The following is a 12,095-nucleotide window of genomic DNA, read 5'->3' as shown; positions in this document are numbered from 1 at the left end:
ATCGTCCACGGCGGGAACTCCTCGGCTCCCCTGCCAGGGGGAGACCGTCTCGGTTGGTTTCACCGAGGAGCTTCCCTCTTTCACGCTCATCCCTGCTCGCCGACTACACACTTATAGGGACACGACCCCTCCACTGCTGCTCGTTCAAGTCGTAGCGCATCATGCTGGCTTGCCTCCCTACGGAGGACAACAACCAGCGCAGTTCCTTCCATCAGGCATGGCCTGGTGCGTACCGTGATGCGATGTGGTGTTCTGGCGTGTGGTGTTTAGTCTTGTCGTAAAAAGCTACCCCGGCTGCTTGGTTCGGTGCGTGATCGATGGCAGTCTTTTGCTCCGCTGGAAGGATTTTCTCTGGAGCGAATCTGGGATGGGGCGGAACGTTGGGAGTGGACAATCGGGGTTTGCTCCGACTTTGATTGGTGAGCCCTCGGCAGTCGAGGGTGCTGCTGTAATTGGAATTGGGGGTGGCAAGTGAAGAGCTGCTTTGCGAGCGCTTTTGAGTGTGCGCGGCTTGGGCGTATTCTTGCGTGCTTATTGCTGGTGAGTGTGGTTGGAGCCTGCTCTGGAGGAGAGCTAGGAGATGGTCATGAATCTGTTGCGTCCAGGGCAAGGGACTCCAGGAGCCAGGATTGTGGTGCGTCTGCGTGTAGTTCTGAGCCGTTCCATCGCTGTGGTGATGGCCTGTGTGGGGTAGGCGAGGACTCCTGGAACTGTCCGGCTGATTGCGGAGGTGGCGGCGGCGAAGGGTACTGTGGGGATGGCTTCTGTAACCCGAACGCAGGCGAGACCACGGTCTCTTGTGACGATGATTGTGGTGCTTTCTGTGGTGACAATGCTTGTAATGGCAATGAGACCAGCACTAGTTGTTCCGCCGATTGTGGTCCATCTGTCTGGTGTGGTGATGGCATCTGCAATGGAGGCGAGACGAACTCAAGCTGTCCAGTCGACTGTGGGAATTCTTCGGCCGATGTGCTGGGGCGATTCTCTCGCTGGTGTGGTAAAGTGAATACCCACCAGTCGGCAGGGGGCGGTTGGACGACGGATTCTGACTGCACGTCTGGTTGCGATATTGGTGGTTTGGCTTATTGTAAGAAGTTTTGGCCGAACTCTACAGCCGTTCGGCAGGTGTCTGTGACACCGAAACCGGTCAGCGGTGTCTGGACGAACGCAGGGTGTCACCCGGTTGTCGATCACTACGACGGGGGGGACGAGTTTGAGTGTTTGGGGACTGGGAGTTCTCCTAACGAGACGGTGTCGGCCTCCTCCTGGGGATTAGGGAGGCATGGAGTGGCATCCTACTACCTGGAGGAGGGGAGTTCCGTAATCAAAATCCAGGGCTATGGTAGCGATGGCGGTCAGTTGCTCAACCTGCAGTGGTCTGGGGGACCAGGAGTAGACCAAGTTGAGTTGATTGCCTCGCAGGGTGGGGTCAGCGTGCGGTTCTCGTGTCTGATGTCGAGTGGTGCATGTGTGTTGCGAGAGAACGGGGCGACGGTGACGTTAGAGGGACTGAGTCCGCAGGCACGGACAGTGTTGGTGACGGCCAATGACTACTTTGCTGATGTCCAGGGTATTCTCACTGTGCCGGCCTGTAGTGTGAATGTCGCAAAGGTGCAGGCGAAGTTGAGTGAGAGGGGACGTCGATTCTTGAATACTGTTTGCTATGCTGCTAGTTTCTGCGCAGGTTTCTGGCCCATAGGCACCGCTATTTGCGGTCCTACTGCTGGCGGCTGCTTGATCGCATATGCAACCGGCGTCCTGTAGTTTGATGGGAGTTATACGATAGACGCAGTGTCTTCAGTGGCGTCCGCTGACTCGCAGGTTGTCGGCCAGCGGGCGCTGCGATGAAGAGCCTGTTTAGGTCGTGTCCGTTCACTAGTTCGCGGGACAGGTTGCTTCCGCTAGAGCATGATGAATTGATGCGCTAGTGAGGATGAGGGTATTGTGTCAAGGCGAACTTGGCGAGAGTGCCCCGGCCTGCCAGCCGTGCTTGAGTTCCTTCTGGGAGCATCTGACGCGCTCTCCCTCGGTTCGGAATCGGTCAAGGGCTTTCAGGACACGCTGTTCCATGGCGTGGGCGTCAATGCTTGATTCCCAGCGATGAGTAAGGAACACATGCCAGTTCTCCCCGAGAGCTTCGCTCGGCACGTGGGTGTTCACGTCCTGCAGGCGCGTCTTCACATCGCCTGTGTGGCCAATCTTCCAGAGGTCCCGCTTGCCGAACTGGAAGCAATAAGTGAATGCACGCTGCTCCGCGATACGCTCAACGAAAAATGTCGCCGACGTAGGCGTGGGACCCGTAGTGGGCTTTCTGCGGGGTAGTGCATTGACGAGGGCGCGATACGGCTCTACCACCTGAGGAAGGTCCACCGGCTCGGTTCGCAGTTGGCCGACGGCCCTCGACGCGCGGTCATCCAGCAGAACTGCCTGCGAGGTTGCGTTATAGGGAAGCTGATGGCCCAGGGCTTCAACCGTATTTGGAAGGTCCGGGAATCGCCACGCGTTTGTCATGGGGAGGGCGAACGGCCACCTCACTTGGCCAGTTTCATCAAGGTCATTGAGAGACATGTGGTCGCGCCGAACAAGCTTCTCGGTACGTGCGATCTGTCGGCCGAACTCGGCCATGCCCAAAAGCCGCCCCCTATTTTGAGCTTCGACTCGCTCCTGGTCGAGTGTGGCCGCGAAGATGATTCGGTCCCCGGGCAAGGACCTTTTTAGGAGGCTATTGAGGTCACCCTTTCGTCCAAAGACCACGACGGGCCAGTTCCAGGGGTCGAACCCCCAAACGCGCGTAGCGAATAATTTCATCGCGTCTTCCTCGGCATTAGGGACAGTGTACCAGTGTTCCGCAGGCTGCGCTGCGGCGGTCTCCCAATGTGAATCCTGTGCCAAGGGTTACTCCGCGCGAGGCGATGCCCCCCTGGATCACGGAAGCTGTCGCCTCTGCCGTTCGCGCCTTGCTCACTCGCCTTGACGTCCTGCCGAATGTGGCCTTGACGCTCCCATGTTGCAGCGAACGGATCTCGGGGAGGCACAAGCGTCTGTCTCGTAGTGTCGGGGATACTGATGAAATTAAGTTACATCAAGTAGGCCTCCTGGACTATGTTGTTCCCTGAGGTCGGCTCGAGACTGCTTGCGCATCCCTCTGACGTAACAGGACACGCGGTCAGTCGACGGCCTGCCCCGATTGCAGGGACCCATCACGGGCGTCGCTGGTTCGGCGCCCGATACACGAGGACTCATGAATACGAGAGTAAACCCGCTGGTTGTCACACTGGTTGTTCTGGCGATGTCTACGGGCACGAGCGTCGCCGCCACCTCTGCCGCGGGGGATGTGTGTGGGGGGCAGGGCTTGCCGCCGTCCGGCTTCCCGAGTTGCGTGTGGTCGATTCCGGTGGCGGGTGGCGAGGTGCTGCTCGACACAGTGGGCAGTGCCAGCGCGTCGGAAGTCCGCCAGGCGCTGGCCGAGGGGCGAGCGCCGAATCTCGCCCCCCACGTCGTGAGTGACGAGGAAGGCGCGCTCGCGGTCGAGGCGTTGGTGCTCGTGACGAGTTCGCTCTCCGACGTCATCGTCAGCGAACTGCCAACCTACGAGCTACCAAACGGCGATGTGCAGGTGTCGGTGTTGGCTGGCACGCTCACGGGCCCGTGGGGCCCGACGGGCCAGGAGGCCATGCTCAAGATTTATTTCTACAACTGGGGCCACGGTGACTGGACGATCATCATCGAGTTCAGCGAGCACAACGGCGTTGGGTACGACAGCAAGGGCGGCTGGTTCAATCTTCAATAACGTACCTGATGACCTCTCGCGCTGGGCGGGGGATGTCGGGGCGTTGAATGGCCACGAGCGTCCGGAACCGCGGCGCTCGGCACTACCGCAGCAGGCTGGGCCACGGAGAGGTGCTTGACGAAGTCCAGTGCCGCCGGGCGCCGAGCACCCTGAGCCAACGACCATGATTCCCGCATGGCCTCAGGCGGTGCGCCTAAGGTCGGCTCGGCGCGGGCATTGGGCGACCGGATTTGGGGAGGCACAGGACCGGTGCACCGCGCGCCTGACGCTTCCGCTGCCGCGCGTGATTGCGTAGCGTGAGGTCCCCGAGTCGCGAGGAACGCTCATGGCCAAGAAAGTCGCAGCCAAGAAGGCGCCAGTCAAAACGCAGAAGAACAAGGCCTCCGTCGCCGAATTCATCGCCGCGGTCGATGACGACGCCCGGCGCGCGGACGCCAAGGCGATTGACAAGATGCTGCGCGCGGTCACCGGCGAAAAGCCCGCCATGTGGGGGCCGTCGATCATCGGCTATGGCTCATACAAATACACGAACACGATGGGCGAGGCGGATTGGCCGAAGATCGGCTTCAGCCCACGCAAGGGCGCGACCGTGCTCTACATCGTGCCAGGCTTCCTCGCGTCCGAACCGCTGATGAAAAAGCTGGGGAAGTACAAGAACGGAAAGAGCTGCCTCTACATCAACAAACTCGCCGACGTGGATCAGCAGGTGCTTCGCGAACTGGCCACGCGTTCGTGGGCGCACATGAGCGAGAAGTACGGGTAGGAAAAGGGGAGCCCGGCACACTCTGTCGCGTGAGAGGGGGCAGCCGATGCGCTTCAGTTCCTGCACGGCCGGAGTGGGCTTCCCTTCGCCATGGGTGCGGCGCGCTTGACCTGGCCTCCTGGATGGAGCCTGGAGATTGCAATCGATTCACGGGCCGTACATAGGGGCTTCGTGTCCTCCACACCCGTCCTTGGATTTGGTCGCTATCTCGGCACACCGCTCCAGCGCCTGGAGGTGGCGGGGCTCGTCTTGACGGAGAGCACCTATCCTCCCGACGTCGTCCTCCCTCTTCACCGGCACCGGCACGCGGGCTTCCGGCTCACGCTGGAAGGCGGTTTCACCGACGTGTTGGAAGGACGCGCCCGGCAATGTCCTCCCAGGTCGGTGGCCTTCCAGGCACCCGAGGTCGCCCACGAGCAGCGCATCGCCGGTCGGCTCACCCGCACCTTCAACGTCGACTTCTCCGAGGCGGTCTGGCGGTCGCGCTACCCCCTCGTCTCCCGGCTCGACAGCCGGATGGAGCTTGCGTCGGCGCGACTGTCCACGCTGACCGCGCGCCTCTATCAGGAGTTCCGCCACGGGGATGACATGACGGCGCTGGCCATCGAAGGGCTGGCGTTGGAGTTGCTGGCTGAGGCCGTGCGCGCCACGACGCCCCCGAAGGCGTCGGCCCCTCCCGCGTGGCTCGCACGGGTGCGGGAGTTGCTTGATGCGGTCCGGGGGCCGCCTCCCACACTCGCGCAACTGGCTCGCGAGGCAGGGGTGAGCCCCACGCAACTGGGCCGCAGCTTCCGCCAGTTCTTCCAGTGCACTCCCGTTGACTACCTGCGCCGCTCCCGACTGGAGCGCGCCAGCCGGGCACTGCGAGAGACGGCACACCCCATCAGCGACATCGCGCTGGAGGCGGGCTACTGCGACCAGAGTCACATGACGCGCGAATTCAGCCGCCGACTCCACCTGGCACCGGCCGAGTACCGGCGCCTGCTCGCGGGCCGCTCGTTTCGTCCAACGGGATGAGTTCCGTCCAAGACATCCTCGCGCGGACGGGGTCAGCTTCAGCGCCATGACTCCGGACCCGCTCGCCTCCACCGTCCCCGTTTCCTCCCCGACCTCCGACGCCCGCTGGGGAGTACCCACAGTGGCCCTCGTCGCCACGCTGTGGCTGGCATCCGCCAGCTGCGTCTCACGGCAGGAGGTCCCCACAGCTCCCGCGCCGGCCATCACCCGCGTGGAGGCCGGGCGCACGCACTGGGTGCTGCGTCCCTCCGAGGCCTACGACGCCCTCTGTCTGCTGAACCTGCTCCGTGGCGACGCGTTCTACACGAAGTACTATCCCGTGGAGTTTCAGCGCTTCTCCGTTCTCCTCGAGCCCAGGGAGAAGGCCGCTCTCGCGCACCTCACCGAGCGGATGGGAAAGCAGGCCGGGAAGATGGTGGGTCCCCACCTGACGCTCGTCTTCTCCGTCACGGGTGCCACCACCGTGGAAGACCTGGCCAGGACGGTGTCGGACGATGCCGCCTGGAAGGCGATGCGCCGGGACTTCGAGGCGACGAGTTACAGCGAGGACTCCGACTTCACCGAGATGGAGGACGTGCGCCAGGACCTGGGGGTGCTGTTCGCCTTCCTCCAGCGCATCGGCTTCTCGCGCATCTGGCGCGCGGAGTACCTGCCCCAGGTGGAACAGGCCATCGCGCGATTCGGCGTCCAACTGGCGCCCCATGACGTGGTGGGCTGGGACGAGGACGTCCTCGGCCGGGTGCTCCACGTGGAGGCGCTCAACGCCCACGTGCTGAAGTTCGTCAAACCCCACGGCATCCGGGTGACGGGCTGGAACTTCCTCACCGACCTCACCTATCCGCTGAGCGTCACGGTGAAGACCGCCGTGCATGAGATGCTCCACCCGCCGTTCAAGCGCGAGGGTGCCATTGACGCGCGGTTGACAGCCCTGGAGGCGGACCCGTACTTCCAGCGACTGGTGCGTGAGCACGACCCGGCGTTCGGCTACACCACCGCCCAGGGGCTGACGGAGGAGGACTGCGCCGAGGCCATCGACGTCTTCGTCAGCGAGCGCCAGGGCTTGCTCCGCGCGAGGGACGGCAAGCCGCTCACGGGCGCGGCCTTCTTCCGCGACCACGACGATGGAATGCACGTATTGGCCTATGTGCTCTATGAGGAGCTCCGGCGCGCGGACTTCTCCCAGTGGACGACGTACGAGGGCTTCCTGCTGAAGCTGTTCGACACGGGCGTGCTCGTGCCCGGGAAGCTGGAGCAGCGATTTCGTTCCTACACCGGCAACTATCCCGTGAAGGCATTGAAAGAATAGGCCCTCAGGCGCGCGCGGCCCCGGGCATCGGCGTGTCGGGAGAAGCCTTCCGTGCGGCCCGTGCCTCGAAGGTGGAGATGCCCGCGGACGGTGCGGGGGTTGGACTGGCATCAGCGGAAGGGCGACGCGGGGTTCCTCGAGTGGCTCGCCCCTCCGCATCTGGGCGGCGTGACGCGGAGGCTCGGCGTGGAGGTGGATGGGCCCGCTCGCGTTGGCGGGCATGTCGCCGCCTGTGCGGAGGCTGGAAATCTTCAGGCGGTATACGCTGGCGACGTGACCGAGGCCCTGCACAGCTACCTGGAGCGCGCGGCGGAGTGCTTCGCGCGGCAGGAGGAGGAAGAGGCCTTCGGCGCCGTGATGGATGCGTGGCGCGAGTGTCGCGCGAGCGAGCTGGTCCTGTTCGCCCAGGAGTTCGAGGCGCGTCTCGACTCGACGCATGCGGGGCGGGAGGGGGAGTCCGCGGAGGCTCGTCGCGCGGCGCGGGACCTGGCTCGCGGGCTGGGGGCGCAGGGGCAGCCGCGCGAGGTGGATGCGCGGCTCGATGCCCTGCTCGACTGCCTGCCCGACCCCCGGTTCATCCCCGGGTTGCTCGCCATCGCGCGACTCCCCTCGGCGGAGGAGCCTCAGCGGGTGTTGAGGCTGTGCGCGGCGCTCCGGCACGTGGGGCCGCCCTTCGACGTCGAGCCCCTCGAGGCCCTGTATGAGCGGATGATGCCGGAGGCTTGGGCCTCGGCCGCGCGGCTGTCTTTCGTCATCAGCCTGGGGCGTGACTGGGTGCCGCGGGAACTCGACGCGAAGGCGGGGGAGCTGCTCGCGGCGCTGTGGGAGGCCCTGCGTGTTCGCGCGGAGAAGGAGTCGCGAAACGCCAGCATCCGGGAGACGTGGTTGCCCCGTGTCTATGCCAACCCCGAGGACGACGACGTGCGGCTGGTGATGGCGGACCAGTTGATGGAGACGGGCGACCCCCTGGGCGAGTTCATCGTGCTCCAGTGCTCTCCCACTCCTGACGAGGAGCGCATCGACGAGTTGCTCGCGACGCACCTCCGGAGCTGGGAGATGCCGCTGGGGGGCCACATCGATAGTGGGGCGACCCGCTTCGAGCGGGGCTTTCCCGTGGCGGTGCGGATGGCGAAGGAGGCGGCCTCTCTGATTCTCCCCGAGCCGGGACCGGCCTGGAGCACGGTGCGGGAGATCGACTGGGCGACGGTGGCCTGGTCGGTGGTCCACGCGCAGTGGCTCGCGCATCCGCATCTTCGGGGCGTGACGCGGATGCGACGGGTGGAGCCGTACTGGGCCCGTTTGATGGGGCCGCCGCCCTCCGTCAGTCGGCTGGAGCTGTGGGGGTCTGTCGCGGACCAAGTGTACCGCACGCCCGCGCTGGGGGATGTATTCGACAGGCTGGCCCTGTGGCCGAACCTGTCGTGGCTGGAGTTGCACGCCGGGCACGAGGAGGACGTGCGCCTGTGCGCGACCTCCACGCTGGCGACGAAGCTGGAGCGCTTCGATGCCACCATTCCGGGAGCCTGGACGCTCACGGTGCGCCCGGGCGACAAGGTGCCCATCGAGGTGACGCTGGTGAGCGCCCGGGCTGGCGAGTCGTTCTGGAGGCTCCTTTCCGCGGCGGAGGGTTTCGGGAAGAGGGGCCTGCGGGTGCGCTGTCATCGCCAGGTCGACGCCGCGAGCGTCAACGCCCTGCGGTGGGCCACGTCTGGCTTCTCCCACGTCGAATGGGTGAGCGTGTCTGCCTTGCGGTAGAATGGCGACGTGGATGACAACGTGTACGCTCACCTGGAGCGCGCCGCGGAGGCCTCTGCCCGGCACGACGAAGAGCAGACGCTCGCCGGACTGTTGGCCGCATGGCGGGCGTGTCGCTCACCGGCTGCGGCTCCCGGAATCTCGGGTCCAGTGCCCGCGTGCGTCAGTGAACGTGTCATTGTATGTCTGGAATTGAGATGAGGATGGCGTGGCGTTTGCTCGGGCTGCGTTCGCCAAGATTGGCATCACCTTCCCGCAATGAGGTGCATGATGGAACCCAAACAGCTCAGGGTGCGACGCTGGTCCGAACTCTCCAGCAAACCACTCTCGGAAGAGAGTGTGCGTGCCCTGCACTTGCCCGCGAGGAAATATCGGGTGAGCGTTAAACGGTATTCGCCGGGGGCGGATGTCGGTGGCGAAATGCGGGCCGGTACGTGCTACGTGTTGGCTGGGCACTGCCAGATTGAATTCGGCACGCAGGTCGCTCAGCTCGCCGCTGGGGATGTCGCAGAGTTTCCTGCCGACAGCTTTCGCGTGGTGGTGAGTCGCGAAGCTGGGTGTGTTGTTGTTTTTGCTTGGGAGCTTCCAGAGGAGTTTGCTCAATAGGAGAAGGTCGGACTCTGCGTTGCGGAGTCCTTCCAACTCAGTGCCCAGGTGTCAGCCTGGGCACATGTAGAACCCGGGCCACCTCGCGCAAGCTGCGTCCCGTGGTGGATTGCCCCGCCACGGGACGCATGCTCACGTTCCGCCTGGGGCGGCCCCATCCCCAGCGGCTCCACCGGCCGGTTGGAGGTGATGAGGGTCGAGGCGCTCCGTCACCGCTACCACGGCGGTAGGAGGGAGCGCTGCGCCTCACCGGGGGCCAGCGCAGACTGTCAGGGTTCGCCGTATGTGGTGCAGGAGCTGAAGCGCATCGGCTGAACCCTCTCACGCGACAACTACCTTGACGCTCACCGCTTCCCTCGGGAGCGGCGGCTAAACCGGAAGCGGATGCCTCCCAAAGACAGCGCAAAGGCGGCGCCTTCCGAGGCGCCTCCTGCGCGAACATTGCCCGGTTACGCTGGATTCGCCTGCGCGCTCAGCTCGCGCTGCTGCACTGGGGAGCGCTCGCACTGCTGGGGTTCAGGTTGCTCCTTCAGAAGCTGTTGCTGGCCGGTGATGGAATCACCACCGCTACTGCAGTCATCCAAGCAGAGGGCGTGCTCTGCTACGCATACGGCGGGGTCTGACGTGTGTGCCAAACAGTCTTTGTAAGCCCGAACGCAGATGTTTTGGCACGACGCCTCTGCTGCCTGAGCCAGCACCAGTCCGCCCACCAACCCGCAGGTCGTAGCGATCTTCCTCAATCGACTGTTCATGCTCGAACTCCTTCTGACGGGGTCCCCTGCGCTCCAAAATTTAGCACGGGGCATGTCTGTGCGGCAAATGGCCCGCCGCGATGAGCAAATTCAGAAGCAGGCCACCCCGGGGCGGCCTTCGTGCGACACAGACGCCAGTCCTCCGCCCGAATGAAGTCTGCCGGAGTGGCGTGTTGGCCAAGGTAGGAGTGCTGACATGCAACGGTTCGAACTGCAGCAGGCGGATAGGGAGTGACATGCCCTGCGGTTTTCGGACCACCTGAAGCTTGAGAGGATGCCGTCTCCGGACATCACGGAGGCAGGCAGTGAAGAAGAGTCGGTTCAGCGAAGAGAAGATGGTCGCCATTCTGCGAGAGGCGGAGCGGTCGTCCGTGCCGGAGACCGCGAAGAAGCATGGGGTGAGCGAGCCCACGGTCTACGCGTGGCGCAAGCGCTTCGGGGGCATGGACGCCAACGACACGAAGAGACAGTTGGAGGCGGAGAATGCCCGGTTGAAGAAGCTGCTGGCTGAGCGAGGCCCTGTCCTGGGGCGCCTGTGGCCAATCGCGGCCCGCCCGGCTGGCGTCCACCGCCTGCGAGGGCAGTCCTCCGCAGGCGGTGTCGAGTCGGCCGCGTGCAGCGGCAGGTTGCTTTGCCCCAAGGCCCTATCCCCAATGCTCCACCGCCCCTCTCTTCCGCTCCAGGAACTCGGTGACCCCGTAGGCGCTGCGCTTACCTACCTTTGACGTATGCCTGACGCAGCGATCAAACTTTGGGTACGCACAGGGGCGCGTTACAGGTCCTTCACGGCGTCATACAGGCTGCCCGCCGTGTCGTAGCTGAAGTAGGGGCCCTGCCACTTGTTGACCATGGTGGGGTCCGAGTCCCAGAACATCCAGCTGTTCACCGAGTACAGATAGGCCCAGTAGTTCTGACCATAGCTTTCCAACCAGGGCCCGCCGCTGGCGCCGCCGGTCATGTTGCAGGAGATGGAGGGAAAGCCGCCCTCGTTCCACGTGCCGCCCTGGCAGAAGAGCAGTTGGGAGCCGTTGAAGGGCGGGGCCGCGGGGTAGCCGAACTGGTAGATGTACGCACCGTAGGGAGCTCCCCACTTGATGCCTTGTCCCCCCACGGCATCGACGATGCGCGTGCCATTACGGTCGTTCATCACCGCGGCCCCCACGTCGTAGGCCCGGTCCCCGTTGTTGGTCCACCCGTTCTTCGACCAAAGGCTGGTGGACGTCCAGGTGCCGTGGGGGGAACCCGAGTGGTAGTTGGGGACGAAGGCCCAGTTGCTGAACCAGTTGCGACCGGAGCCGCCACCATGCACACAGTGTCCCGCGGTGAAGACGACCCGTCTGCCATTGCTGTACACCGTGCTGCCCGAACACACGTAGTTCTGCCCGCCGTCCGTATAGAAGACCTTCCCGCTCATCGTATGAATGTCGGCCAGCGGCGCGAGGCCGCCTCGCGGCTCGGCGCCGTCCACGGTGCGGCTCACGTTCTCCGGCGCGACGGGCTTGAGGCTGATGGGCGCCTTGCCGGACGTCGTGGGGGGCACCGCGGGAATTGCCGAGGCCATCCGTTCCGGAGTCCAGTAGGCGAGGATGCGAGCCTCATCCAGCGCTGACGCGAGCGTGGAGGAACTCATGTTGTCCGCCGGGTCGGCGGTGGGCGCGGCTCGCGTGGAGGGGACCGCGCCCAGGAATCCAAACACCGCGACGGCAAGAGCGACTCGACTCCGCGACACGAATGGCATCGGCCAGCCTTTCCAATGACGACTGCGGGTGAGGACCGCCATTGTCATGGTTGGCAGGGGAACGACTCAATACGCGGAACCTCGTAATGAGAGGAAATAGATCGGGGAGGCCGCGCTACTTCTTGGGCCCGGACGTCGGCGGAGCAGGGCGTGACAGCCGCCCCCTGTGTCAGGGAGTTTGTCGCCTCTGCCGTGCGCGCCTCGCTCACTCGCAGTGACGCACGGTTCGACAAGGCCGTGACGGGTCAAGTCCCGAATCGTGTGTAGTTGGTTCGGAGGGGGAACGGGGGAGGAAGGCTCCTTGGCGGATTCATTCAGCGGTGTCTGGGTTTGAAGTCAGCAGGGCCATGTCGAGGTAGCGGCGGTCA

At 64.3% G+C, this 12,095-nt stretch carries 8 protein-coding genes and 1 pseudogene; 7 read left to right on the top strand and 2 right to left on the bottom strand.

Features of this window, described 5'->3' with window-relative positions; translation table 11 throughout:
• Nucleotides 1-1,947: 1,947 nt before the first annotated feature.
• Nucleotides 1,948-2,808, bottom strand: coding sequence for a GIY-YIG nuclease family protein (locus HUA74_RS44740; protein WP_174459482.1), 861 nt, complete (start codon nt 2,806-2,808; stop codon nt 1,948-1,950).
• Nucleotides 2,809-3,241: 433 nt separating this feature from the next.
• On the opposite strand from HUA74_RS44740, the gene HUA74_RS44735 reads away from it, so the two are divergent.
• From HUA74_RS44735 to HUA74_RS46290, 7 genes and pseudogenes are all read left to right on the top strand, one after another.
• Entirely contained in the window at nt 3,242-3,790 is a 549-nt protein-coding gene (locus tag HUA74_RS44735) for a hypothetical protein (RefSeq protein ID WP_174459481.1), read from the top strand.
• A gap of 325 nt (nt 3,791-4,115) precedes the next feature.
• Entirely contained in the window at nt 4,116-4,553 is a 438-nt protein-coding gene (locus tag HUA74_RS44730) for a DUF1801 domain-containing protein (protein WP_141643396.1), read from the top strand.
• 171 nt (nt 4,554-4,724) lie between these two features.
• On the top strand, nt 4,725-5,570 hold the full coding sequence (locus HUA74_RS44725; RefSeq protein WP_174459480.1) for a helix-turn-helix transcriptional regulator: 846 nt from the start codon (nt 4,725-4,727) through the stop codon (nt 5,568-5,570).
• A gap of 121 nt (nt 5,571-5,691) precedes the next feature.
• On the top strand, nt 5,692-6,876 hold the full coding sequence (locus tag HUA74_RS44720) for a hypothetical protein (RefSeq protein WP_371817410.1): 1,185 nt from the start codon (nt 5,692-5,694) through the stop codon (nt 6,874-6,876).
• Between the two features lie 90 nt (nt 6,877-6,966).
• The gene (locus HUA74_RS44715) at nt 6,967-8,631 is read left to right on the top strand and encodes a TIGR02996 domain-containing protein (RefSeq protein ID WP_174459478.1); all 1,665 of its coding nucleotides are present in this window, start codon (nt 6,967-6,969) and stop codon (nt 8,629-8,631) included.
• A 267-nt stretch (nt 8,632-8,898) separates the two neighbouring features.
• The gene (locus HUA74_RS44710; RefSeq protein ID WP_254625562.1) at nt 8,899-9,237 is read left to right on the top strand and encodes a hypothetical protein; all 339 of its coding nucleotides are present in this window, start codon (nt 8,899-8,901) and stop codon (nt 9,235-9,237) included.
• 1,057 nt (nt 9,238-10,294) lie between these two features.
• Nucleotides 10,295-10,504: pseudogene (locus tag HUA74_RS46290) on the top strand (transposase); the annotation flags it as partial.
• A 257-nt stretch (nt 10,505-10,761) separates the two neighbouring features.
• On the opposite strand, the gene HUA74_RS44700 reads toward HUA74_RS46290, so the two are convergent.
• Entirely contained in the window at nt 10,762-11,619 is an 858-nt protein-coding gene (locus HUA74_RS44700) for a serine protease (RefSeq protein WP_141643391.1), read from the bottom strand.
• Nucleotides 11,620-12,095: the final 476 nt, after the last annotated feature.

It is taken from the genome of Myxococcus sp. CA051A (genome assembly GCF_013336705.1).
Classification (GTDB): Bacteria; Myxococcota; Myxococcia; order Myxococcales; family Myxococcaceae; genus Myxococcus; species Myxococcus llanfairpwllgwyngyllgogerychwyrndrobwllllantysiliogogogochensis.
This window is presented reverse-complemented; position numbering and strand designations above follow the sequence as displayed.